At 71.5% G+C, this 23,917-nt stretch carries 20 protein-coding genes and 1 pseudogene; 13 read left to right on the plus strand and 8 right to left on the minus strand.

The window, feature by feature from the left end:
• Window positions 1-206: 206 nt before the first annotated feature.
• Window positions 207-458, minus strand: coding sequence for a lipopolysaccharide assembly protein LapA domain-containing protein (locus LZ495_RS32720; RefSeq protein ID WP_235056669.1), 252 nt, complete (start codon window positions 456-458; stop codon window positions 207-209).
• Window positions 459-735: 277 nt separating this feature from the next.
• Between LZ495_RS32720 and LZ495_RS32725 the strand changes: the two are divergent.
• From LZ495_RS32725 to LZ495_RS32760, 8 genes and pseudogenes are all read left to right on the plus strand, one after another.
• Window positions 736-2,259: pseudogene (locus LZ495_RS32725) on the plus strand (MDR family MFS transporter); the annotation flags it as partial.
• 402 nt (window positions 2,260-2,661) lie between these two features.
• Complete coding sequence (locus LZ495_RS32730; protein ID WP_372498674.1) at window positions 2,662-4,053, plus strand: M14 family zinc carboxypeptidase; 1,392 nt, start codon at window positions 2,662-2,664, stop codon at window positions 4,051-4,053.
• Window positions 4,054-4,182: 129 nt separating this feature from the next.
• Window positions 4,183-4,680, plus strand: coding sequence for a pyridoxamine 5'-phosphate oxidase family protein (locus LZ495_RS32735; RefSeq protein ID WP_235056671.1), 498 nt, complete (start codon window positions 4,183-4,185; stop codon window positions 4,678-4,680).
• A 332-nt stretch (window positions 4,681-5,012) separates the two neighbouring features.
• The gene (locus tag LZ495_RS32740; RefSeq protein ID WP_235056672.1) at window positions 5,013-7,244 is read left to right on the plus strand and encodes an acyl-CoA dehydrogenase family protein; all 2,232 of its coding nucleotides are present in this window, start codon (window positions 5,013-5,015) and stop codon (window positions 7,242-7,244) included.
• Between the two features lie 48 nt (window positions 7,245-7,292).
• Window positions 7,293-8,423: an Rv3169 family protein gene (locus LZ495_RS32745; RefSeq protein ID WP_235056673.1), complete on the plus strand. Its 1,131-nt coding sequence runs from the start codon at window positions 7,293-7,295 to the stop codon at window positions 8,421-8,423.
• A 152-nt stretch (window positions 8,424-8,575) separates the two neighbouring features.
• Window positions 8,576-9,766 (plus strand): acyl-CoA dehydrogenase family protein, encoded by a 1,191-nt coding sequence (locus tag LZ495_RS32750; protein WP_235056674.1) that lies wholly within the window; start codon window positions 8,576-8,578, stop codon window positions 9,764-9,766.
• Between the two features lie 51 nt (window positions 9,767-9,817).
• Entirely contained in the window at window positions 9,818-10,963 is a 1,146-nt protein-coding gene (locus LZ495_RS32755) for an acyl-CoA dehydrogenase family protein (RefSeq protein WP_235056675.1), read from the plus strand.
• 280 nt (window positions 10,964-11,243) lie between these two features.
• A complete protein-coding gene (locus LZ495_RS32760; protein ID WP_235056676.1) occupies window positions 11,244-12,767 on the plus strand; it encodes a GMC family oxidoreductase in 1,524 nt (507 codons plus the stop codon).
• 60 nt (window positions 12,768-12,827) lie between these two features.
• Here LZ495_RS32760 and LZ495_RS32765 read toward each other — a convergent pair whose 3' ends face one another.
• On the minus strand, window positions 12,828-13,037 hold the full coding sequence (locus LZ495_RS32765; RefSeq protein ID WP_235056677.1) for a hypothetical protein: 210 nt from the start codon (window positions 13,035-13,037) through the stop codon (window positions 12,828-12,830).
• 228 nt (window positions 13,038-13,265) lie between these two features.
• Between LZ495_RS32765 and LZ495_RS32770 the strand changes: the two genes are divergently transcribed.
• Window positions 13,266-14,054 carry a helix-turn-helix domain-containing protein gene (locus LZ495_RS32770; protein ID WP_235056678.1) on the plus strand — a complete coding sequence of 263 codons (789 nt, stop codon included), beginning with the start codon at window positions 13,266-13,268 and terminating at the stop codon, window positions 14,052-14,054.
• Window positions 14,051-14,242, plus strand: coding sequence for a DUF397 domain-containing protein (locus LZ495_RS32775; protein WP_235056679.1), 192 nt, complete (start codon window positions 14,051-14,053; stop codon window positions 14,240-14,242). The genes LZ495_RS32770 and LZ495_RS32775 overlap by 4 nt, the downstream gene beginning before the upstream one ends.
• Before the next feature lie 147 nt (window positions 14,243-14,389).
• Here LZ495_RS32775 and LZ495_RS32780 read toward each other — a convergent pair whose 3' ends face one another.
• The 3 genes from LZ495_RS32780 to LZ495_RS32790 all read right to left on the minus strand — a co-directional run bounded on the left by LZ495_RS32780 (window position 14,390) and on the right by LZ495_RS32790 (window position 16,396).
• Window positions 14,390-14,896: a hypothetical protein gene (locus LZ495_RS32780; RefSeq protein WP_235056680.1), complete on the minus strand. Its 507-nt coding sequence runs from the start codon at window positions 14,894-14,896 to the stop codon at window positions 14,390-14,392.
• Between the two features lie 64 nt (window positions 14,897-14,960).
• On the minus strand, window positions 14,961-15,764 hold the full coding sequence (locus LZ495_RS32785; RefSeq protein ID WP_235056681.1) for a siderophore-interacting protein: 804 nt from the start codon (window positions 15,762-15,764) through the stop codon (window positions 14,961-14,963).
• 56 nt (window positions 15,765-15,820) lie between these two features.
• Window positions 15,821-16,396, minus strand: a complete 576-nt coding sequence (locus LZ495_RS32790) for a PadR family transcriptional regulator (RefSeq protein ID WP_235056682.1) — start codon at window positions 16,394-16,396, stop codon at window positions 15,821-15,823.
• A 191-nt stretch (window positions 16,397-16,587) separates the two neighbouring features.
• Here LZ495_RS32790 and LZ495_RS32795 point away from each other — a divergent pair, with 191 nt between their 5' ends.
• The 3 genes from LZ495_RS32795 (at window position 16,588) to LZ495_RS32805 (ending at window position 18,610) form a co-directional block, all read left to right on the plus strand.
• Window positions 16,588-17,178 (plus strand): hypothetical protein, encoded by a 591-nt coding sequence (locus LZ495_RS32795; RefSeq protein WP_235056683.1) that lies wholly within the window; start codon window positions 16,588-16,590, stop codon window positions 17,176-17,178.
• 39 nt (window positions 17,179-17,217) lie between these two features.
• A complete protein-coding gene (locus tag LZ495_RS32800) occupies window positions 17,218-17,775 on the plus strand; it encodes a DUF7919 family protein (protein WP_443732558.1) in 558 nt (185 codons plus the stop codon).
• Window positions 17,776-17,875: 100 nt separating this feature from the next.
• Window positions 17,876-18,610, plus strand: coding sequence for a hypothetical protein (locus tag LZ495_RS32805; RefSeq protein ID WP_235056685.1), 735 nt, complete (start codon window positions 17,876-17,878; stop codon window positions 18,608-18,610).
• Window positions 18,611-18,780: 170 nt separating this feature from the next.
• On the opposite strand, the gene LZ495_RS32810 is transcribed toward LZ495_RS32805, so the two are convergent.
• The 3 genes from LZ495_RS32810 to LZ495_RS32820 form a co-directional block, all read right to left on the minus strand.
• On the minus strand, window positions 18,781-20,400 hold the full coding sequence (locus LZ495_RS32810; RefSeq protein ID WP_235056686.1) for a WxL domain-containing protein: 1,620 nt from the start codon (window positions 20,398-20,400) through the stop codon (window positions 18,781-18,783).
• 156 nt (window positions 20,401-20,556) lie between these two features.
• Window positions 20,557-22,146, minus strand: coding sequence for an MFS transporter (locus LZ495_RS32815; protein WP_308268675.1), 1,590 nt, complete (start codon window positions 22,144-22,146; stop codon window positions 20,557-20,559).
• Between the two features lie 639 nt (window positions 22,147-22,785).
• The gene (locus LZ495_RS32820; RefSeq protein WP_235056688.1) at window positions 22,786-23,838 is read right to left on the minus strand and encodes a SecDF P1 head subdomain-containing protein; all 1,053 of its coding nucleotides are present in this window, start codon (window positions 23,836-23,838) and stop codon (window positions 22,786-22,788) included.
• Window positions 23,839-23,917: the final 79 nt, after the last annotated feature.

A 23,917-nucleotide genomic window follows, 5' to 3' on the forward strand; every position in this document is an offset into this window, starting at 1 on the left:
GGCGGGTATCGCCGCCGGACGTTACCGTCCCGTCACGTTGGGTGACCTGCTGAAGGCGGGAACGTCACTCGTACGAGCGGACCGGTTTGGTTGGGGCCGTGCTCCGAACGGGGGAAACCGGTGCGGTCGGTCATGGTCTGCCGGCGCGCGGGTGCACCGCCGGCCGACTGGTTCCCGGCGGCGAAGGACGGCCCGCTGCGCACGGACTAGCGGGTGTTGCGGGTCTTGACCATCCAGCCGGTGAACGCGCCGGCCGCGAAGGTGCCGATGAGGACGATCCACATGGGCGCCTCGACCGTGGGGATCCAGAACCTGATGGACGCCGAGGCGGTGTTGGCGAGTACGAACCACACGCTCAGTACGGCGACCCCGAGCATCAGCCAGGTCTGGCTGCCGACCTGGGAGAAAAAGTTGCCGTCGCCCTTACCGCCTGCGCCGCTTTTGCTTACTTTTGCCATGTTTTCAGGCTAGGTGCGAAACCCCGATCACGCCGGAAGGCGCAACGCCCGCGCGGCACACGTCCCCCGAATGCCAAGGGATGGCAAAAGTTGCGGACTGCAACTAATGTGCCGTACAGTTCCGTGTATCGGGCAACGACCTCGTCGGCGCCCCGCAGGACTTTGAGGGGACCCCCGGCCCGGCGCGACCCGCCGGGCCGGGGGCCGAAGGGATGTCGTACGCATGGCGAGCTCCGCCGCAACCGCCGTACCCGGTGCCGCAGGCCCGGGCGAACCGATGAGCCACCGCCGCATCATGGAGGCCCTGTCCGGGCTGCTGCTCGGCATGTTCGTGGCCATCCTGTCCTCGACCATCGTCAGCACCGCGCTGCCGCGCATCATCGGGGACCTGGGCGGCGGGCAGTCCGCCTACACCTGGGTGGTCACCGCGACGCTGCTCGCGATGACCTGCACGACGCCGATCTGGGGCAAGCTCGCCGACCTGTTCAGCAAGAAGCTGCTGGTGCAGCTCTCGCTGGTGATCTACGTGTCCGGCTCGATGCTGGCCGGCCTCGCGCAGAGCTCCGGCATGCTGATCACCTTCCGGGTGGTCCAGGGCCTGGGCGTCGGCGGCCTGACCGCGCTGGCCCAGATCATCATGGCCGCGATGATCCCGCCCCGGGAGCGCGGCCGCTACAGCGGCTACCTGGGCGCCACCTTCGCCATCGCCACGGTCGGCGGCCCGCTCATCGGCGGCGTCATCGTCGACTCGGCGCTCGGCTGGCGCGGCTGCTTCTACGTCGGCGTGCCGTTCGCGGTTGCCGCGTTGGTCATCCTGCAGAAGACCCTCGACCTTCCGGTGGTCAAGCGCGAGGGTGTGCGCATCGACTACCTCGGCGCGACCCTCATCAGCGGCGGCGTCGCGCTCCTGCTGATCTGGGTGACGCTGGCCGGCGAGCAGTACGACTGGCTCTCCTGGCAGACCGCCGCGATGACCGGCGGCGCCCTCGCCCTGCTCTTCCTCGCCGTCCTGGTCGAGAACCGCGCGGCCGAACCGGTGATCCCCATGTGGCTGTTCAAGGACCGCACCATTGTGCTCGCGGTCCTCGGCTCGCTGTTCGTGGGTCTGGCCATGATGGGCGCCACGGTCTTCCTCAGCCAGTACTTCCAGATCGCCCGCGGCAAGTCGCCGACCGTCTCCGGCCTGATGACCATGCCGATGGTGCTCGGCCTCGCCGCCACCTCCACGGTGGTCGGCCGCCGCATCACCGCCACCGGCCGCTGGAAGCGCTACCTGGTGGGCGGCGGCGTCGCGCTCACCGCGGGCCTGGTCCTCATGGGCACCACCCGGTACGACACGAACCTGGTGCTCCTCGGCGCCTCCATGTTCCTGCTCGGCGCGGGCGTCGGAGCCCTGCAGCAGAACCTGGTCCTGGCCGTCCAGAACGCCGTGCCGGCCCGCGAACTGGGCGCGGCCAGCTCGACGGTGGCCTTCTTCCGCAGCCTCGGCGGCGCGATCGGCGTCTCGATCCTCGGCGCGGTCATGGCGCACCGGGTGGCCGGCTACCTTGCGGACGGCGGCCTCGGCACGGGCAGCGGCGGAGGCGGCATCCCGGACGTGCGGCACCTGCCGCCCGGCGTCCGCGAGACCGTGGAGAGCGCGTACGGCCACGCCATCGGCGACATCTTCCTGGTGGCCGCCCCGTTCGGCCTGATGACCCTGCTCGCGGTGATGCTCATCCGGGAGCAGCCCCTGCAGACCGCCAAGCAGGTCGCCCCGGCGCCCGCCGAGCAGACCGACGCGGTGGCCGCCCCGACGCGGGCGTGACTCCGGGACTCCGTGTCCGGGCCTGATCCCCGGCCCCCTTGTCCGGGCTTGAACCCCGGACCCCGAACCCGGGCGTGCACCCACCCCCCGTAGCACGCCCGCGGCGTGCCTCCGCCGAGCCTTCTCAGCTCCCGGGCGGGGGCACCGAGGCCCCGGCCGCCACCCCCTGGCGCTGGGGCCTCACCCCTATGCCGACCTCGGTCCGGACTTGATGCCGTCTTTCCCGACGTGTCCGACTCTGGAAACTCTTGACACTCTGGTGTCGACTCTCGGATTCTCACGAGGAGTTGGTCGGCGTTCGGACGAGGAGGTCGCATGGCCGGGACGATTGTGATCCGTCCGCCGGGCAGGGCGTACGCGACCGGCGGCAGCAGTACGCCGCAGGGCTGACCGCGGATGCGGCCTGCGGCGCTCCCGCTTCGGCAGGGTGACGGGTACGTCCTGGACGACTATCTGTGTGTCGATGAACTCCTCAAGCATGCAAGGGACTTGGCGGAAGACCGGCCGTCGCGGTGCCGGTGGCGCCGGATCGGGGCGTCGCGGGCCGGCGAGCCGATGGGGATGCTGTCGGTGGGGCGCGGCAGCCGCGCCGTCCTGGTCGTGGCAGGCGCGCATGCGAACGAGACGGCCGCGGGCGTAGCGGCCTTGGCGCTGGCGCGGTACGTCGCCGATGCCCCGGAGTGGACCGAAGGGCTCGATCTCACCTGGCACTTCGTCATGTGCCTGGATCCGGACAGCGCCCGTCTGCACACCGTTGCGCCGCACGCCGACGGGCAGTTCTTCGCGTACCACCGGGGGTTCTTCCGGCCGGTGGGGCACGAGCAGCCCGAACTGGCCCCGTCGATCCGCGCGCCCGGCGACGTGCTGCCGGAGTCGCAGGCGCTGATCTCGGTGATCGAGGAGCTGCGGCCGGTCGTGCAGATCTCGCTGCACGGGATCGACGTGGGCGGTACGTGGGTCCAGGTCACCCGGGAGATCCCGGGGCTGGCCGGGCCCTTGGCGGAATCGGCGGACGCGTGCGGGATACCCGTCGAGCGGGCGTCGTTCGACACCTTCTTCTGGCCGGAGGCCGAGCCGGGCGTCTTCGTCATGCCGCCGCCCGGCGAGAAGGAGCGCTTCGACTCGCATGCCGAGGATGCGGCGGCCTCGACCTGGTACCTCCCGAACCGGCTGGGCGGGGCGACCGCGCTGATCGAGGTCCCCATGTGGACGAGCGCGCTGGTCGCGGACCTCGGCGTCCACCCGGGTGCGGTCGATGCGGTGCGTACGTGCGTCGCACGCCTGCGGGAGAGGGGCGGCGCCACGGCGCGCCTGCTGGCCGGCGTCTCGCCGCGGGTGCCGCGGGGCCGTGTGCTGGAAGCCGCGCAGGTGATGTCGGACCTGTGCCCGGTGCTCGCGGACGACTGGTGCGCGCTTGCCGCGGACTGCGCGGCGGGGGCGCTGCCGCCGCTCACCCGGGCCCACATCACCGCGATCGAGGCGCACTCGCGGCGCTTGCCGCTGCGGGCGGCGGCGATGCTGCTGCACCACGTCGAGCGGGAAGGCACGGGTCGCGAGGGCGCGGGCCGTGGGGACGCGGGCGGGGGCGTCGGCGCGGGCGTGGCGCGTGGTGATGCGCGCGGTGCTGCGCTGCGGGAGCTCCATGCGGAGACGCTCGGGCTGGTGGCGCGCTGGTGCGACGAGCACCGGTCGGCGCTGCGCGGCCGGTGGCTCCCGGTCGCGCAGCAGGTGCAGCACCAGGCCAATACGGCGCTGGCGGTGGCGTCCCTGGTGGCCGGGGCGGCGTAGCCGGGGCCGGCGGTCGACGGGCAGCGGGACTTGTGATCCACGGGCGACGGGACTTGTCGAGTGCCGGGGGCTCGGTGCACGCTGTGGCATTGTTTGACTGAGACAATCACCTTGCATCGAGGGGTCGGTATGGGCGAGCACATGGGGCACGGCGTCAAGCAGCGCGACAAGGTCAAGATGACGCCGGAGGAGGTCGAGGCGTTCCTGAACGAGCGCCACTCGATGACCATGTCGACGGTCAACGCCGACGGCAGCATCCACTCCGTCGGCATGTGGTACGGCTTCCTCGAGGGCGAGATCGGCCTGGAGAGCAAGGCGAAGGCGCAGAAGGTGATGAACCTGCGCCGCAACCCGAACATCACGCTGCTGGTCGAGGCCGGCGACTACTACGAGGAACTGCGCGGCGTCTCGGTGGTCGGCAAGGCCGAGATCGTCGAGGACCCGGACCGCATCTGGGAACTGGGCGTCAGCGTGTTCAGCCGCTACTCGATGCCGTACACCGAGGCGCTGCGGCCCGCCGTGGAGATGATGCTGAACAAGCGCATCGTCATCAAGGTGACGCCGATCAAGGTCGTGACGTGGGACCACCGCAAGCTGGGGCTGCCGTCGACGCGTCCGCCGCAGTAGCGGGTCGCGGGAAGTGGAAGACGGGGTCTGCTGGAGGTAAAGCGGGTGGGCCCCCTGTGTGGCCTCAACGAATGGCGTGGGGGCCGGGTTCCGTGGCGGGCGGGTTCGCGGGCAGGCGGGCTGCGGGTCCGGTGGGCGGCCAGCCGGCAGGTGGGCTGCGCGGCCGGGGGTCGGGCGGTCGGCAGGCGGGCTGCGCGGCCGGGGGTCGGGCTGGGGTGGAAAAGCTAAGGTCCCCTGTCTTTTCCTTTGACCTTGACAAGGATATTGTCGGGTCATCAGGATCGGCGGGCCCGGCCCCTCACGCCCGGCGCCCGCACAGATAGGGGATACACGTGCCCATCGGATACACGCCCGAGCACCGGACCTTCGCCGAATCGGTGGCCGGATTCGCCCAGCGCCACGCCCCGGCCGAGGCCACGCGGCGCGATCTCGACGCGTTGTCCGCCGGGACCGTGCCGGAGTTCTGGGGCAAGCTCCTGGAGACCGGCGTCCCCGCCATCCACCTCCCCGAGGAGTACGACGGCATAGGCGCCGGGATCCTCGACCTCGCGGTCGCGCTCGAGGAGACCGGCCGCGCCCTCCTGCCCGGTCCGCTGCTGCCGACCGTGCTGGCCAGCGCGCTGCTCACCCGCTACGCCGGCCCCGACGCGGCCAAGGCGCTGCTGCCCAGGTTCGCCGAGGGCGCCACCGGTGCGGTCGCCGTCACCGCGGGGCTGACCGCCCGTCAGACCGAGGTCGGCTGGGAGGTCGACGGCAGCGTCGGCCCCGTGCCCGGTGCCGCGAACGCGCGCTACCTGCTCCTCGGCGCCCGCACCGACCAGGCCGACCAGGCCGAGATCTGGTTCGTGGTCGCCCCCGGCGGCCGCGACACCATCTCCGTCGAGCCGCTCACCGGCGTCGACCTGGCCCGCGGCGTCGCCCGCGTGGTCGCCCGCGGCCTGGAGGTCACCTCGTCGCAGGTGCTGGCCGGCGTCACCACCGAGCGCGTGCGCCGCGTCGCCGCCGTGCTCGCCTCCGCCGAGGCCGTCGGCGTGGCCCGCTGGTGCTTCGAGACCGCGGTCGACTACGTCAAGATCCGCGAGCAGTTCGGCCGCGCGGTCGGCTCGTTCCAGGCCGTCAAGCACAAGGCCGCCAACCTCTACACGCGCCTCCAGGTCGCCACCGCGGCCGCCTGGGACGCCGCCCGCGCCGCCGACGAGACCGGCCCGGACGCCGAGGAGCAGCTCGAACTCGCCGCCGCCGAAGCAGCCATCACGTGTCTGCCGGCCGCCCGCGAGATGGCCCTCGACTGCATCACCATGCTCGGCGGCATCGGCTTCACCTGGGAACACGACATCCACTTCTACTGGCGGCGCGGCGTGTTCCTCGCGCAGCTGCTCGGCCCCACCGGCGACTGGGCCGAACTCCTCGGCCGCCGCGCCCTCGCCACCCTCGAAGGCGGCCCCGCGCGCCGCTTCGAGCTCGAACTCGACGGCGGCGTCGACGAGTTCCGCGCCGAGGTGGCCGCCAACCTGGCACGCGCCAAGGAGCTGGACGAGCCCGCCCGCCGGCACTTCCTCGCCGACGAGTGCGGCTACGTCTCGCCGCACTACCCCAAGCCGTACGGCGTCGGCGCCAACCCGGCCCAGCAGATCGTCATCCAGCAGGAGTTCGCGGCCGCCGGCCTGGTCCAGCCGTCCACCATCATCGGCGAGTTCGCACTCCCGACGATCATGGCGCACGGCACCGAGCAGCAGAAGGACCGCTTCGTCCCCGCCACGCTGCGCGGCGACATCGTGTGGTGCCAGCTCTTCAGCGAGCCCGGCGCCGGCTCCGACCTCGCCTCGCTGGCCACCCGCGCCGAGAAGGTCGACGGCGGCTGGCGCATCAGCGGCCAGAAGGTCTGGAACTCCAAGGCCCACGAAGCCCACTGGGGCATCTGCCTGGCCCGCACCAACCACGACGTGCCCAAGCACAAGGGCATCACGTACTTCATCGTCGACATGAGCGAGCCGGGCATCGACGTGCGCCCGCTCAAGCAGTCCAACGGCCAGTCCGAATTCAACGAGGTCTTCCTCGAGAACGTCTTCGTACCGGACGCCATGGTGGTCGGCGAGGTCGACCAGGGCTGGCCCATCACCCGCACCACGCTCGCCAACGAGCGCGTCATGATCGCGGGCGGCCCCGGCATGGCGGCCTTCGGCAAGCTGCTCGACGACCTCGGCCCGGCCGGCGCCGCCGCCGCATCCCCGGCCACCGCTGCCAAGATCGGCGCGTTCGCCGCGGAGAACTGGGCGCTGCGCGCCCTCACCCTGCGCTCCACGCTGCAGCAGCTGTCCGGCCTCAACCCGGGCGCCGCGTCCAGCGTGCTCAAGCTCGCCGTCACCGAGCACCAGCGCGCGGTCATGACCGCCCGCCTGGAACGCGTCGCCGAGCAGGGCCTGGCCGCCGAAGGCGCCGGAGGCCTCGCCGAGGAACTGGTCACCGCCTACCTGTCGATCCCCGCCGTGCTGCTCGGCGGCGGCACCCGGGAGATCCAGCTCAACGTCGTCGCCGAGCGCATGCTCGGCCTGCCGCGCGGCTGACACCGTCCGTCTCCGCCCCGAAAACCGGTCACCGGAAAGGACGCTCCCTTGCCCGCTCCGCTCGACGAATTCCCGGTCCACCAGAGCCCGCTGTCCATCGCGCGCGTGGCCAGCAGCGACCGCAACTTCTACGACCGCTACTACTTCAACGCGCACGACCGCAGCGGCGAGATATTCCTCGTCACCGGCTACGGCGTCTACCCCAACCTCGGGGTCAAGGACGCCTTCGTCACCGTCGCGCGCGGCGGCCGGCACACCACCGTGCGGCTCTCCGACGCCTTCGAGGCCGAGACCGACGACCGGCTCAACCCGGCCGTCGGCGCGTACCGCATCGAGGTCAAGAAGCCGCTCGACGAACTGCGCGTGGTCTGCGACGCCGGCGCGCACGGCATCGCCATGGACCTCACCTGGCGCGGCAGCTTCCCGGCCGTCGACGAAGAACCGCACGTGCTGCGCCGCGACGGCCGCGTCATCCTCGACGCGCAGCGCTTCGCCCAACTCGGCACCTGGGAAGGCACCCTCAACGTCGAGGGCACCGACTACACCGTCACCCCCGACACCTGGGTCGGCTCGCGCGACCGCTCCTGGGGCATCCGCCCCAGCGGCGAGGCCGAGCCCGGCGGCCGCGCGGCCGCGGAACGCGACCCCAGCGGCGGCATGTGGTGGACGTACGTCCCGCTGCGCTTCGACGACTACGCGATCATCGTCATCGTGCAGGAGGAGCCGGACGGCACCCGCACCCTCAACCAGGCCACCCGGGTGTGGCCCGCGTCGACCGGCCGCCGCCCCGAGCAGCTCGGCTGGCCCGAGTTCGACATCGAGTACGCCCCGGGCACCCGCATGCCGGTCCGCGCCACGCTGCGCATGAAGGACCTCGCCGGAAAGCCCGTCGTCGTCGAGGTCGAGCCCAAGCACCACGTCGTCCTCAACTGCGGCCCCGGCTACGGCCTGGACCCCACCTGGACGCACGGCCAGTGGCGCGGCCGGGACTGGAGCGAGGGCGTCGTCGTGGACACCGCGACCGACGAAGCGGCCCAGGGCCGCGCCAAGTTCAGCATCCTCGACCACGTCGCCCGGGCCACCTGCGACGGCGCCGAAGGCTGGGGCCTGTTCGAGCACGGCGTGATGGGCCGTCACGACCCCTCCGGCTTCGCCGACTTCATGGCCGTGGCCCCCTAGCCGAACCCGGGGCCGGCCCCGGCCGGCCCCGGACCCGGCACCCGCGGACACCGCACCGCCCCTGGACACCGCACCGCCAGTTCTTCGCGTACAACCGTCCACTTCGTACGACGAACGTATCCACAAGGGACCCCGGGTCCCGGGAGGTAACCGTGCACATCGCCTACACGCCCGAGCAGGAAGAACTGCGTCGGGAACTCCGCGAGTACTTCGCCGGGATCATGACGCCCGAGGTCCGCGAGCAGCAGGCCTCCGGCGAGACCACCCTCCAGGGCCGCGACGGCGCCTACTGGAAGATCGCCAACCGGATGGGCAAGGACGGCTGGCTCGGCATCGGCTGGCCCAAGGAGTACGGCGGCCAGGACCGCTCCATGATGGAGCAGCTCATCTTCACCGACGAGGCCACCCTCGCCGGCGCGGCCGTGCCGTTCCTGACCATCAACACCGTCGGCCCCACGCTCATGGAGTACGGCACCCAGGAGCAGCGCGACTTCTTCCTGCCCAAGATCCTCTCGGGCGACATGCACTTCTCCATCGGCTACTCCGAGCCCGGCGCCGGCACCGACCTCGCCAACCTGCGCACCCGCGCGGTCCGCGACGGCGACGACTTCGTCATCAACGGCAGCAAGATGTGGATCTCGCTCATCCACGTCGCCGACTACGTCTGGCTCGCCGCCCGCACCGACCCGGACGTCAAGGCGCACAAGGGCCTGACGATCTTCCTGGTGCCCACCGACACCCCCGGGCTGTCCTGGAGCGAGGTCAAGACCCTCGGCGGGCAGACCGTCAGCGCGCTGACCTTCGAGGACATGCGCGTCCCGGCCTCCGCGGTGGTCGGCGAGGTCAACGGCGGCTGGGCGCTGATGACCGGCCAGCTCAACCGCGAGCGCGTCGCGCTGTGCTCGGCGGCCGGCGTCCAGCTCGCCCTGCACGAGACCCGCCGCTGGGCCGAGGAGACCCTGCTGCCGGACGGCAGCCGCGTCATCGACCAGGAGCAGGTCCAGCTCAACCTGGGCCGCGTGCACGCCAAGGTCGAGTACCTCAAGCTCATCAACTGGAAGATCGCCTGGGCGGTCGACCACGGCAAGAAGGTCGGCCCCTCGGACGCCTCGGCCACCAAGATCTTCGGCACCGAGTTCTCCACCGAGGCCTACCGCCTGCTCATGGAGTGCTTCGGCGAGGACGCGTACCTCACCGCCGACGCGCCCGGCGTGGTGCTGCGCGGCCGCATCGAGAAGATGTACCGCTCCGCACTCATCCTGACCTTCGGCGGCGGCACCAACGAGATCCAGCGCGACATGATCGCGATGTTCGGCCTCGGTATGCCGCGCCCGCCGCGCTGAGCCCGACCCACCACCGACGTCAACCACTGCGATAAGCAAGGGACTTGCGCCATGGATTTCGCATACACCGACGAACAGCAGGAACTGGTGGGTCTGGCCAAGCAGATCCTCACCGAGCGCGTCACCCACGAGTCGCTCACCGCACTCGAGGCCAAGGTCACCGGCGAAGGCGCCCCGCGCTTCGACCGCGACCTGTGGGCCGAACTGGCCAAGGCCAACCTCCTGGGCATCTCGCTGCCCGAGGAGTTCGGCGGCAGCGGCTTCGGCGTGCTGGAGCAGGTCCTGCTCCTGGAGCAGGTCGGCCGCACCCTCGCGCCCGTGCCGCTGTACGCGTCCATCGCGGTCGGCGCGGCCGCGATCGCCGAGCTCGGCACCGCCGCGCAGAAGGCCGCCTGGCTGCCCGGCGCCGCGTCCGGCGAGAAGATCCTCACCGCCGCGCTCGCCGAGCGCCTGGGCCGCGACGCCGCCGCCCCGGCCGCCAAGGCCGAGAAGGTGGACGGCGGCTGGCGCCTGTCCGGCGTCAAGACCGCCGTGCCGGCCGCCACCATCGCGGACGTCATCCTCGTCCCGGCCGCCACCGAGGACGGCGTCGGCATCTTCCTCGTCGACCCGGCCGGCGCGGGCGTCAGCATCGCCCCGCAGCTGACCACCGCCAAGGAGATCGCCGGCGAACTCACCCTCGACGGCGCCGTGGTGGCCGACGACGCGCTGCTCGGCGGCACCGTCGACACCGCCGCCGCGGTGTGGCTGCGCGACCGCGCCACGCTCGGCCTGTGCGCGCTGCAGCTCGGCGTCACCGAGCGCGCGATGCGCGAGGGCGCCGCGTACACCACCACGCGCGAGCAGTTCAAGCGCCCCATCGGCTCGTTCCAGGCGGTCGGCCACCGCCTCGCGGACTGCTACATCGACGTCGAGGCGATCCGCCTCACCACGTGGCAGGCGGCCTGGCAGGTCGGCGAGGGTCTGGATGCGTCCGAGGCGGTCGCCACCGCGAAGTTCTGGGCCGCCGAGGCGGGCCACCGCGTCGCGCACGCCGTCGTCCACGTGCACGGTGGCATGGGCATCGCCGAAGAGCACTTCGTGCACCGCTACTTCGTGCACGCCAAGCAGAACGAGTTCTCCCTCGGCGGCGCGAACGAGCAGGCCCTGCGCATCGGCGCCGGCTTCGCGGCCACCCCGGCCGGCGAATACGTCTGACCGGACGCCTGACGCCTGACGCCTTTTGCCCGAAGGCGGACGGCGGACGGCGACGCACGGCAGCAAGGCACGACGGCGCCCCCGGACCGCGGTACGAGCGGTCCGGGGGCGCCCGCTGTCGTCCACAGGGCCTCGTGAAGATCCGCACGTGCTCTCCACGCACCCTGCTATAGCCGCTGGCGTGGGAGTTCAATTCGCAGTCCGACAACCGCACTTGCCCACATCGGGAAGCGCGGCCCCGCGGGCGGCCCGGGACGCGGCCGCAGAGGAGGCACCAATCATGGGCGGTCCCACGGAGCCCGGCAGCGTCGCCGACGTCATCGTCGTCGGCGGCGGCACCAGCGGTGCGGTCCTCGCCGCGCGGCTCTCCGAGGACCCGGACCGCCGCGTCCTGCTCCTCGAACAAGGCCCGGACGACCGCCACTACGACGCGAGCGTGCTGCGCCCGGCCGCCGCCGGAGACGTGTGGGCAGGCACGCCGTTCGCCCGCCCGTACCCCATGAGCGCCGGCGCCGACCGCACCGTGCAGATGGTGCGCGGCCGCGTCCTCGGCGGCACGTCCGCGGTCAACTACCTGGCCACCATGCGCGGCCAGCCCGCCGACTACGACGCCTGGGCCGCCCGCGGCCTGGATGGCTGGGGCTGGCCCGACATCCTGGCCACCTTCCGCGCCATGGAACGCGACCTCGACTTCGGCGCCGGCGAACTCCACGGCAGCGACGGCCCCTTGGTCGTCCGCCGCTCGCCCGAGACCGAGCAGACCGAGTCCCACCGCGCCTTCCAGGCCGGCCTGCGCGCCCTCGACGTGCCGTGGACGGACGACGTCAACGACCCGCGCACCCTCCCCGGCGTCGGCATCTTCCCGCTCACCACGAGCGAGGACGGCACCGAACGCCTCACCGTGAGCCGGGCGTACCTCACCGACGAAGCCCGCGCCCGCCCCAACCTCACCATCACCACCGGCGTCACCGCGGCCCGCATCGACGTCGAAGACGGCCGCGCGACACGTGTCATCACCACGTCCGGCGCGTCCTACACCGCCGCTGAGATCATCGTCAGCTGCGGCGCCACCGGCTCACCCGCACTCCTGCAGCGCTCCGGCATCGGCCCCAAGGCCCTCCTCGACGGCCTCGGCATCCCCGTCGCCCTCGACCTGCCCGGCGTCGGCGAGAACCTCCAGGACCACCTCGGCATCGCCCTGCTGTACGTCCACCCCGACGGCACCCCGCTCCGCGGCGGCCCCGTGCAGCCCGTCTGGGTCGGCCGCACCCCGCAGTCCGACACCATCGACTTCCACGTCCTGAACCTCCCGATCGGCGAACCCGGCGAGCACGGAACGCACTTCTCGGTCGTCCCGTTCCTCCTCGACGTCACCGGCCGCGGCCGCGTCGCCATCGCCGGCCCGGATCCCGACGCCGAGCCGTCCGTGACCATGCCCGCCCTCACCGACCACGACCTGGCCCGCATGGACTGGCTCCTGAACCGCATCGCCGAACTGGAGACCACCGCTCCCTTCACCACCCTCGGCGCGCAACGCATCCACCCCACCGCGGACTTGGCGGCCCCAAACCCCGCCGCCGACCTCGTCGGCACGGGCTTGATCAGCTACGGCCACCTCGGCGGCACCTGCGCCATGGGTCCGGACGGCGACCCCCGGGCCGTCCTGGACGCCCGCTGCCGAGTCCGAGGAATCCCCAACCTCCGCGTAGTCGACGCCTCCGCCATGCCGGTCCTGCCCGCGGGCAACACCTACTTGGGCTGCGTCATGATGGCCGAACGAGCCGCCGCCCTCATCGCCAAGTAGTCGTACGGAGAAAGTGGTTGCGCCGCTCCGAAGCCCGGGGCGGCGCAACAAGCAGTTCTCCTATGTCTCGGCGCGGGCAGCGACCACTGCGGCGAAGCCGGACGCGCGCACCGTCCATTCGATGCCCCCGCGCTCAGGCCGCAGCCACACGGTCGTCTCGCCGTCTGCGGCACCCGTGACGTCCATGATCTGCTGCCGCCCATAGATCGTGTCCACCATGCTCCCCACGTTGGGAACTTCCATGGTCTGCGGCGGGAGTTCGTCCTGCATCCGGCTGCCTCCTTGTGCAGTGGCTCCGAAGTGCCTGCGGGCGCAGGCGCTCGGTTTCGGCCATTCGGTGATAGGGCAACCAGCCAACGGCACAGCCGTTACCGTGGGCTACGGGTGCGTATTCCTCAGTGAGGAATCGGCAACTGGACGGTCGGCTTTGTAGCAATGCCACAGGGGAGCGCGATGGCAGCCCGGCGAGAGATCGAGCCACCACCACAGTCGTGGATCTTGGGATTCCTCGGCCGTGAGATTCAGATCCGTCGAGAGGCAGCCGGACTCACTCAACAGGAGCTGGGGCGCCAGACCTTGACGTCTCGGCAGTTGCTCGCCGCGATCGAGGCGGGAACGCGCATTCCCAAGCAATCGTTCATCGAACGCGCGGAGATCGTCCTCAGGGCGGGCGGAACGCTGCGGCGGCTGTACGACGACATGATGGATGGCTTGTACGGACCGTGGTTCGGCCACTTCGTCAAGCTCGAGAAGACGGCAAAGGAGATCCGCGTCTTCTCCGCGCAGCTTGTGCCTGGTCTGCTTCAGACCGAGGAGTACGCGCGTGCGCTGTACGAGACGCATGAACCGCCCAGGTCTGCAAAGGAGATCGAAGAGCAGGTCGCGGCGCGCATGGCGCGCCAGCAGATCCTCGTGCGTGCGGACCCTCCGCCGCCAAGGGCGTGGTTCATCCTCGATGAGGCCGTGCTCCGGCGATGGCCGAACGCTCCCGACGTCGCGCGCCCCCAGCTGCGGAAGCTGTTGGAGGTCGGGAAGCTGCCGCACGTGACCATCCTGGTCGTACCGTTTGCGCAGGGGACGCACGCCGGGCGCGATGGTTCGCAGATCGTCCTGTCGTTCGAGGACAGCGAGGACATTGGTTACGTCGAGCCGGTGGGTGGGGGCCTCGTCGTCACCGACTTTCTACGGGTTGCCGAAATGCGTGCTCGCCACGATGTGTTGCTCTCGGAAGCACTGTCAGCCGACCAGTCGGCGAAGCTGATCCGCGAGATCGAGGAGAGCCTGTGAACGATGGACGCGACGCGCTCAAGTGGCGTAAGTCCAGCTACAGCAGTAGCCAGGGAGGCGAGTGCGTGGAGGTGGCCGGCAGCAGTGGGCGCACGATTCCTGTGCGCGACAGCAAGGACGCCACACGCGGCACTGTGGACGTCGCGACGGCAGCCTGGGCGTCGTTTACGAACGCTCTGAAGCGTTGACGGTAGGCGGTCTCCGGCACCCCATGTGGTCCGCGTGAACGCGCGCCGACCGTATCGCCAAGCAGGCGTATACAACCCGCAGATGCGCCGCCCCGGTTCGGGACGGCGCATGCAGGGGTCTCCGATGCGCGGCTTGCGCCGTGCCGGTCAGCCCTGGCGCCAGTTGGGGCCGGAGGTCAGCGTCCACCCGTCCACGGTGACGGACTGGCCATCCGGGAGCAGCGGGGCGTTCAACTCCGGTATGTCGACGGTGTCCCACTCGACGCGTACGCCGACCTCGTCGTAGTGGTCCAGCATTGCCTCGACGCGCATGTCAGCGAGGAGGTCCGGGTCGTCGATGCCGTCCGCGTCGCTGTCCGGTTCGGGGGCGCCGCCGGTGTGCTCGTAGTCGTCGTCGAAGCCCATCTCGGCGAACCCGGGGATCCGCAGGCGCAGCGCCTGCATCAGGTCGTGCTCCGCCACGAGCACGCCCTGCTGGTAGACCCGCAGGGACAACTCCTGGCCCGCCGATGCGGTCAGCTCGAAACCACCGCCTGAGCGGACGTAGTCCCGGATGCCGGACTCCGCCGCTGCCGTACTCCGGTGGACCTCCGCGTACTCCGTCAGCACGCTGCCCGACATGTTCGAGCCTTGGACGAGAAGGAAACTGTGCATGGGGCACAGACTGCCAGGCGCTCATCTCCCCCAGACGCAGGGCTGTTGCGGCCCGCTTGCTCGCCTATTCCATGCCGGTCTTGCCGGGGGTCCAGAAGGGCTTGGTCAGCACCGAGCGGCGCGGCCAGCCGCGTTCGCGGACGAGGTGCTCGCGGACGAGCTGGATGGTGCGGGCCTCGCCGGCGACGTAGGCGATGCCGGGCTCGGCGGGCAGGTCGAGGGCGCGGACTGCGTCCACGAGTAGCGCCGAGGCCGCTGCGGACGCGTCGCCGCGCAGTACGAACGAGAGTTCGCCGGCGCGCGGCAGCGGCAGGCGGGCTTCCTCGGTCGCGGTCTCGATCGCGCCGTACACGGGAGTGCCGGCCGGGACTGCGGCGAGCATGGCACCCAGGGCCACCGAAGCCGTCTCTTCTCCGACGAACAGGTGGTACGCGGCGTCCGGCCGCAGCGTGAACGAGCCCTCGGGGCCGCGGAACCGCACGAGCTGACCCGGGCGCGCGGCCAGTGCCCAGCGTGCCCCGGGACCCGCGTTCTGATGGGCCATCACGCACAGGTCGAGCACGCCCGCGTCCGCATCGAAGTGCCAGACGGAGTACGTCCGCAGGTCGCCGAGGCGGCCACGCATCGACGACGCGTCGGGATCGCCGGTGAAGACGCGCAGCTGCTGGCCCGGCGTGCAGGTCAGCTTCCGCAGCCCGTCGCCGGACAGGCGGACCCGGGTCATGCCCGCGGCGATCTGCTCCGTCTCGGTGATCTCGGCCTCGACCGACAGCCGATCCAGGATCATCTTGCCGACGCCGCGGCTGCGGCCGGGCCGGGCAGGGGAGTCGTGCTCGGTGGTGCCCTCAGTGCTGTGCGCCTGTGCCATGGGTGCGTCCCTTTCGCGGTACGTCGCCAGGTGAACTCTGCGGGGCGGTACGGATGTCAGTCGTGCGGTCGGCCGCGGCGGTGATGGTGGCGACGGGCGCGGTGGAGCGTCCGGGTCTCCGCCTTGATCTCCTTCATCTCGCGGCGCGCGTTGTCGAGCACCTCGCGGACGCGCTCCACCACCACCGGGTCGCCGTGCGCCCGCACGATGCAGCTCACCGCGGCCTTGAACAGCCGCAGTGCCGGAGTCACGATCTCTGCGGCATGCGGGTCGCGCAGCATGCCCCACTCACCGCGCTGCGTGGCCCGGGCCCAGATCCGGTCCGCCTCACGGGCCCGCCCGCGGACCTCCGCGCGGCCCTCCGGCGTGATGTGGAAGACCTTGCGGCCGCCGTCCGGCTCGATGCGCACCAGGCCTTCGTCGTCGACTTGCTGGAGCGTCGGATAGATCGCCCCGGCACTTGCTTTGTAGGCACCGGCGAACCGGTCCTCCAGACGAGACATCAACTCGTATCCGTGGCCGGGCTGTTCGTCGATCAGGCAAAGCAGTGCGAGACGCAGCTCGCCCGGACCGAAGAAGCGCCCGGTAGGCCCGGCCCCACCACCGGGGCCGCCCGCGCGTCGTGGATTCATGATCGGAAGATATGTCGTACGACATATCTCAAGCAAGAAGCAAGCCACGGAACTCCGGCTCCGCATGGGGGATATCGCGTTCTATGACTGCTATGCCCCACCGCAAGATTCGCAGTCCCGCTCTGATTCCGGCGGCGCCGGGGAGCCGAAAGCCGGTTCCCATCGGCCGGAGCGGCTGCGACGATGCGGCCATGCAGCCCACCGCAGGAGAAACGAGCCACGAACTCCCGGTCCGCTGGACCAGGACCGACGCCACGCTCACCGTCCTCGGCGCCGTCATCGTGTGCGGTGCGATCGCGGCTGCGGTCGCCGGTGCGCTGAGCACCGGGGGAGGCGTGGCCGCAGTTGTCCTGGCCGCGCTCGTCGGGCTGCTGCTTGTGTTCTCCGGCACCACCGCGTTCCACGGTCCGCCCACCCGCCACCGCTTCGACGCTGCGGGCGTCACCCTTGTCCGGGGACGGTGGCGCGGCCGCACGCGCGACGACCTGATTCCCTGGGCCGACATCGAAGCCGTCGTGGTCTGGAAGCAGCGCGGCAGCAACTGGGTCGGCGTCGTCGCCACCGAGGACTACCGCCGCCGCACCGGCCGCGGACAGGGCCGCCTCGACCAGCACATCGACGGCCTGCTCGGCCACGCCGTCTCCGGTACCACCCTCCCGTGGGACGGCCCCGACCACGAACTCCGCTCCCTGTACGCCGCAGTGGCCGCCTTGGCACCGGACGTCCCCTGCCTCGATCCCACCGACGGCACCCACTGGTCGCCGCGGCCGCCCAAGCCCTGATCCCGCGCCGACCAGCCAAGGAGTGCCCTGCGCTTGTTCATGCCCGACCTTGCTCCGTACTGCTACCGCACCGACGGACGCGAACTGCTGCAATTTCAGCACCATCCGCACGGATATCTGACGTGGGCTCCGCCCCATCCGCTCGTGGCGGTGGGGTGGCTCGATGCGGACGTGCCGCAGCACGCCGACGCAGTCCCCGAGGACGTCGTCGAAAAGCTGCGACTTCTCGTCCTGACGCAGCGGATCAACGGCACCTGCGGGCTGCACTTCTGCGGCTTCTGCCCCCCGGACGTCGACGAGGTCGCTCGAGAGGACCTGGGCAGGGTGCCCTCCGGGAGCGCCGAGATCCGGGTGGCGTCACCCTGTGGGAGCTTCGCCTACGCGGCACCGAGCCTGATCGGGCACTACGTCGAGGACCACGGGTACGTGCCACCGGCAGAGTTCGTCGATGCCGTCCGCGCGCTCCAGCCGGGAGACATGGACCGGTTCTTGCGCGCGCGGATCCCCGACGACGCCGAGTATCTCGATGTGGACACCATGGAAACCGTCCCGTTCGCCCTCTGCACGCTGCCTCCCGACGCGTCTGCGAGCTGGTAGGCGCAACTCCGCAGGGGCCGCCGCACGTCATTCCTCGCGACGCGCGCCATCGGCGGCACGGGCCGCCGTCTTGGGGGGAACGCGCGGGCAGGGGATACCTATGCGTAGCGGGCGCTATGACGAGCCCGGGATGTTCGAGGACGGGCGCTGGTGGCTCATGGTCGCGGCGGGGGCCGTGACCGCGGGCGTCATCGCCGTCGGGTTCGTGCCGGGTACCGGGCTCACCAGTGACGCGCGGGCCACGGCCGTCCTCGGGGGGATCGTCTTCGGCGGGTGGGCGGTCCAGGACACCTGGGCGTGGTGGCGCCGACGGAGCGGCACCCTGGTGGAGTTCGTCCTCGACGGGTGGATCGCGTTCGCCCGGCCCGGCCATCGGAAGCCGCTCGATCGCGAGGCCGCGCACCGGGTTGTGGGCATGACCGCCGACCGGCTGGCCGCGCATGTGGCCTGGCTGTGCGAACGCGACGGGCTGGCCGATGTCCGCACCGAACTCTCGGCCGACAATCCGCGTCTGGCGGAGGTGTCCGCGACAGCGCCCGACGGGACGCGGCTGGTCGTTCGCGTCCACGGGCGGCGCGTGGACAAGGGCGGAACCGCCGTACGCTCCGCCCTGATGCGCGCCTTCATCGCGCGGGCAGGCCGGGACGAGCCCGGCAAAGCCGTCTATGCGTTCGCCTCGGCGGCGTGGCGGGAGCAAGGTGCCGCCTTCACCCACGAGGCGCGGGTGCAGGCGAGGCGCCACGGAATCGTCATGCTCCCCGCCGACGACCTCGGCCTCTGGGAGATCGGCCTCCCTCCGCGCGCGCTCGTCGTCGTGCCCCGGACGCGGGAGTGACCGCGGGCTTCGACGCGACCCACCCGAGTCCGCATCGAAGCCCGCGGCAGCTGCTCGGCCTCCTCGGCGGCGCAAGGGCCTCCGCGCCCTCCGCGCCCGCCAAGCCGAGCAGCTTCGCCGTGGGAGCCCGCCGTACCCAGTCGGCGGGCTCCCACGGTGGTCGGGAGTGGCTAGGTGAGCGTCAGGGTGAGGGTTCCCGTGTACGCGCCTGCCGCAGTGAATCCCGGTGTCCTAAGCGATAGTTGGGCATCCGCGGTGAACCGGCCGCCGGTGGTCGAGCCGTCCGGTGTCACCCCGCACAGCAGTGCGGCGGTCGGGCCCAGCGGACCCGCGGTGCCGCCGACCGCCTGGTCGAGGCTGCTCGGAGCCGCCGCGCACGAAGGCGTCCACGACAGGTTGCCCGCCGGGATCTTGTCCTGGCCATTGGCTGCCGTGAGGTCGGTCATCGTGCCGGTGAGCGACCAACCCAGGTCCGAGCCGCGCGAATCGGTCACGGTGACCTGGTTCAACGCCGCGGGCAGGGTGTGTTCCTCGCCGTCCAGGGTGGCCGTGCCGAAGTCGATTCCGGTGCCGTCCTGGGTCATCGACAGCGAACCGGGGACGAGCGTGACCGTGGCGTCCTGGGCGATCGGCGCGACCGTGAGCAGCGTGAACGGGATGAACACGCGCTTGACCGACGAGAGGCCCTCACGTACCCGGATCTGAGTGGTGAGCGGGCTGCTGACGGTGAACGGCGTGCTGAAGGCGCCGGTGTGGTCGGTGATCAGGGAGATCGTGCCCCCGCCGGCCGAGCCGCTCGCGTCCACTTGGGCGATGTTCACACCGGCGTTCGGGGTCCACCCCGTTCCGGTGAGGGTTGTCGTGGTCCCGACCGGGCCCGCCGCGGGCTCGGCCCGGACGGTCCGCGGACCCGGCGGCACGTAGGTAGTGACCGTGAGCGGGCGCTGCGCCTCGGCCACTCCGTCGACGACGCTGATCATGTAGTCGCCGTCCGGGAGTTGCCGGTCCGCCAGAGTTGCGGTGCCGGACAGCTTGCCGGCGCCGTCGATGACAAGAGCACTGGACTTGAAGCGTTCGGCGAGGCAGCCGGAGCCCGTCGCGTCGCACAACTTGAGCAGCGGCACGGCGTTCGGTGCGAAGCCGCTCCCGGTCAGACCCAGCGTCCAGCCCGGGTGCGCCTCACCGGTGGGCGCGTCCAGCACGGGCCGGACGGCCTGCCCCGGCTCCACGGTGATGGACGCGGATACGCCCGGCGTGGTGAGCGGTAGGCATTCGGTCTCCGCATCGATCCCGAAGACCAGCGAGAACGTCGAGTACTTGGCGGGGGAGAAGTCCACCGTCCCCGCGGCGGTCAGCGTCAGCGTCGCCTTCATGTCGGTGACGACCAGCTCTTCGCCCCGCGGTGTCAGCGGGTTCTTCCGCTCGCCCTCCACGACCACTTCACCGGTCTGGGCGCCGCCCACGGCGACCCGGCCGACCGGCTTCGTGGAGTCGGCGGGCAGCGCCTCGATCGGGCTGGAGATCGGGACCTTGCTGTACGAACCCCACAGCCAGTGCACCGTGATCAGGTCGCCGACCGCGTACTTCTCCTTCGCCGGGCTGACCTGGATGTCCACCTTCGTCTCCGAAGGCGGGATCTCCAGGCCCGGGGCGAGCTTGTTGGTGCACTGCGACGTGTAGGCGACCTGGTCCGCCTGGGCGGGCGGCGCGGTCAGCACCACCAGACCCGCCGCGGCGAGGGCGCCCGCCGCCAGCAGAGCCGTGCTCCGGTGTGGAACCAGTCTGCGCAAGAGAGTTCACCCCTATCGACGACGGAAACCCGGAGAGCACCCGGAAAGATGCCCTCCGGTTCCGTTCAAGTCAATAGCCGATGACTTGTCTTCGCGGGCGACACGTGTCGAATCTCCGTGTCGGCGAACTCCCTGTGCTCACAGGGGAGATACCGGTCAGTGCTCGGCGTCCTCGGTCGGGCGCAGGTCCTTGGGGATCTTTGTCCAGGCCAGCACCGCGGCGGCCAGCGGCAGCAGGGCGGCGATCAGGAACGTCGGGGTCATGCCCGCGGTGAACGCCTCCCCCGCGGTGGCCAGCAGCTTGGCGCCCGCGGCGCCGCCCAGTTCGCCTGCCACGTGGGCGGCTTCGCCGATCGAGTCGCGGACCGAGTCGGCCACCGGTCCGCTGCCCAGGTCCGGCAGCTCGGTGCGGTACAGCGCCGCGGCCAGGCTGCCCAGCATCGCCACGCCCATCGCGGCGCCCAGTTCGTAGCAGGTCTCCTCGATCGCGGCCGCACCGCCGACGTCCTTGGACGGCGTCGCGGCCATCAGCGTGACCGACGCGACCGTGGTCGCCACGCCCGCGCCCGCACCCAGGAAGCCGAGCGCGACGGCGATCTCCATGTAGCTGATCGAGCCGCTGTGGTCGATGAACCACGGCAGCGCGAGGCCGATCGCCATGAACAGCAGTCCGCTGCCCAGCACGTGCCGGATGGCGAACCTGTGCATGAGGTTCGGCGTCAGGATCGAGGTGAGGATCAGCGCGATCGGCGCGGGCAGCAGCCGTACGCCGGCCTCCAGCGGCGAGAAGCCCTCGGCGTACTGGAACCACTGGGTGATCAGGAACAGCACCGAGCCCATCGCGATCATCGCCAGGAAGATCGACGCGGCCGCGATGCTGAACGAGCGGTTCGCGAACAGCCTTACCTGCAGCAGCGGGTACGAGATGCGCAGCTGGCGCCGGATGAAGACGGTCAGCGAGACGACGGCGACGATGAGCAGCGTCCAGGCGACCGGGTCGGTCAGGCCGCCCTTGCCGAGCTGCTTGATGCCGCCGGCCAGCGCGAGCATGCCGACGATCGACTGCCCGACGCCCGGCCAGTCCCACTTCCCGGCCCGCGGCTTGCGCGACTCGGGGATCAGCCACGCACCGAAGCCGATGACGGCCAGTGCCACCGGGATGTTGACGAGGAACGCAGCTTCCCAGCCCTGGTTCTCGACGAGCACGCCGCCGATGATCGGGCCGACCGCCATGCCGCCACCGAAGACCGCGGCCCAGATCGCGTACGCGAGGGCCCGCTCCCGCGGGTCGGAGAAGACCGAGCGCAGGATCGACAGCGTGGACGGCATGATCGCCGCACCGCCGACGCCCAGCAGCGCGCGGGCCGCGATGACCTGCCACGCCTCGGTGGCGAAGGCCGCGCCGAGCGAGGCGAAGGCGAAGATGCCGAAGCCGACCAGCAGCAACTTCTTGCGCCCCCAGCGGTCGCCGAGCGCGCCCGCGGTGACCAGCAGGCCGGACAGCGCGAGGGCGTACGCGTCGATGATCCACAGCTGCTGCACGGAGCTCGGCTGCAGATCGGCGACCAGCGACGGGAACGCGACATTCAGGATCGTGGTGTCCATCGCGATGAGCAGCAGGCTGCCCGCGAGGATCGCCAGGACTACCCAGCGGCGCGGATCGAGCTGCTGGGTTCGGACATCGGAGGGGATACCTTGATTCTTCATATGAGACAACATCGTCTCATATGAACCAGAAATCGTCACGCGACGTGGCCCGACGCCTTGAGAGAGGGCCGAAAGCGGGGTGCCGCGAGGCCGAGGGCTGCGGGGCGGAGCGACGGCAAGGGCCCCGGGCAACTGCGAGACGGCAGGGCCACAGCGCGGTGGGGTGGCGCGGGAGCGCGGGGCGGGGACGGCGAGGTCCCCGGGCGGTGTGATGGGCGCACGGGGCCGGGCGGCCGCGGCGCAGTTTGGGCTGGTCGGGCCGCAGGGTGGCGCGCGGACGTGCGAGGTGGCAGGGCGCAGCGCGGTGGGGGGCGCGGGGCTGCTGCGCGCGGGGACGGCACGGGCCGCCGGGCGCGCGACGGCGCGGGACCGGCGAGCGGCGGTGCGGGCAGGCTGCAGGGGGGCGGGCCGCGAGGCAATGGTGCGGTCGCGCGGCAGTGCGGTGAGGGGTTAGGCCGTGTCTGCCGGATCTTGTACCGGGCCTAGCGGCCCTCCCAAGCACTCACGGCGCCCGGCACCGCATCCGGGCCTGCGCCGGGCCTGGCGGCCCTCCCCAGCCCTCCTCGGTTGCTGCGCTCCCTCCCGGCGTTGCAGGGCGACACGATCTGGGGGGTGGAGGGCGGTGCGTTGATGCCCCGGGGGGCAAGGGCGGCCTGGGGCGTGGTGGCGCGGGTGCGGCTACCCGGCGGTCTTCGAGGCGACCACCAAATCGAGGGGGAGTGCGCCCTCGGACAGCATTGCGGCCAGTTGCTTCGCGTCGGTTTTGGTGAACGCGCCGGTGATGACCGCGGATCCGCCGGGCAGGCTCTCGGAGACCGTCGGGGCCAGGATCACGCGGCCGTCGAGGGTGACGGCGAAGCGGTTCGTGGGGTACTTCCCGGACGCGAGGTCGCCGGTGACCGCGGCGAACTTGCCAGTGCCCTCGGTGTCGAACTTCAGCGCCACCTCCCACCCGCCGGCGTTCTCCGACATCTGAGCCTGAGCCTTGGTGAGGTCGCCGCCGTCCAGCAGGGCAGGGCCCAGGATGTAGCGCTCGAACACTCCGTCCTTGGCCTTCTGCGCGCAGGCGAGTGCGGGTCCGTCCAGCGTCGCGGCCGCATTCCCGGCGGTGCCGGTCGCAGCCGACGTGTCGGCGCAGTCCAGTGCGGCGAACGCAGCGGCCATGCCGGCGGGCAGGTCGGAGGGCGGTGCGCCGTTCGAGCTGGGTGTCATCGGCGCGGTGAGGTCGACGGGTGCCGGTGTCGAGCCGGTCGGCCCGGCGGGGAGCGTGCCGGCGCTGCCTGCCCCACCGGGTGCACCGGACGGGCTGGGTGCACCGGACGGGCCGGGGGTGCCGGACGGGCCCGGGCCGCCCGGGGCCGAGGTCTCCGCGGTCAGCACCGGCCGGAAGGCCAGGCGGCCGGGGCGCTCGATCCCGGCCAGCAGGTCGCCGGACGACGCGGGCACCGACAGCGTGATCCGGTCGCCGTCGACGGCCACCGACGCGTCGTCCTCGCCGGCCGCCTCCAGGCGCTTCTCCAAGAGGTCGCGCGTGCGGTCGAGTTGCTCGGCGGTCGCACCGGACCCGGCGGGCCGCAGCACCACGGTGGTACGCCCCGACCCGTCGTCGGAGTCGCTCTCGCCCTCGCCGCAGCCGACCGCCGCGAAGGCAACGGCCAGGACGGTGCCGGCGGTGGCAAGTGCGGTGCGGGGACGCCGAGGACGTATGCCGTGCCAACCAAGGAGATTCACGCGGCCATGATGGCAGGCGGTGCCTGCGCGGCTCTCGGGATTTCCGCGCAAAGCCCGAAATCCCTTGCCGCAGGGGGCG

This window comes from Yinghuangia soli, from assembly GCF_021502675.1.
Lineage (GTDB): Bacteria > Actinomycetota > Actinomycetes > Streptomycetales > Streptomycetaceae > Yinghuangia > Yinghuangia soli.

Excerpts from the sequence above, each read along its gene's own strand:
- LZ495_RS32720 (WP_235056669.1), bottom strand. The coding sequence starts at position 458 with ATGGCAAAAGTAAGCAAAAGCGGCGCAGGCGGTAAGGGCGACGGCAAC.
- LZ495_RS32730 (WP_372498674.1), top strand. The coding sequence starts at position 2,662 with ATGCGGCCTGCGGCGCTCCCGCTTCGGCAGGGTGACGGGTACGTCCTG.
- LZ495_RS32735 (WP_235056671.1), top strand. The coding sequence starts at position 4,183 with ATGGGCGAGCACATGGGGCACGGCGTCAAGCAGCGCGACAAGGTCAAG.
- LZ495_RS32755 (WP_235056675.1), top strand. The coding sequence starts at position 9,818 with ATGGATTTCGCATACACCGACGAACAGCAGGAACTGGTGGGTCTGGCC.
- LZ495_RS32760 (WP_235056676.1), top strand. The coding sequence starts at position 11,244 with ATGGGCGGTCCCACGGAGCCCGGCAGCGTCGCCGACGTCATCGTCGTC.
- LZ495_RS32765 (WP_235056677.1), bottom strand. The coding sequence starts at position 13,037 with ATGCAGGACGAACTCCCGCCGCAGACCATGGAAGTTCCCAACGTGGGG.
- LZ495_RS32780 (WP_235056680.1), bottom strand. The coding sequence starts at position 14,896 with ATGCACAGTTTCCTTCTCGTCCAAGGCTCGAACATGTCGGGCAGCGTG.
- LZ495_RS32785 (WP_235056681.1), bottom strand. The coding sequence starts at position 15,764 with ATGGCACAGGCGCACAGCACTGAGGGCACCACCGAGCACGACTCCCCT.
- LZ495_RS32790 (WP_235056682.1), bottom strand. The coding sequence starts at position 16,396 with ATGAATCCACGACGCGCGGGCGGCCCCGGTGGTGGGGCCGGGCCTACC.
- LZ495_RS32795 (WP_235056683.1), top strand. The coding sequence starts at position 16,588 with ATGCAGCCCACCGCAGGAGAAACGAGCCACGAACTCCCGGTCCGCTGG.
- LZ495_RS32800 (WP_443732558.1), top strand. The coding sequence starts at position 17,218 with ATGCCCGACCTTGCTCCGTACTGCTACCGCACCGACGGACGCGAACTG.
- LZ495_RS32805 (WP_235056685.1), top strand. The coding sequence starts at position 17,876 with ATGCGTAGCGGGCGCTATGACGAGCCCGGGATGTTCGAGGACGGGCGC.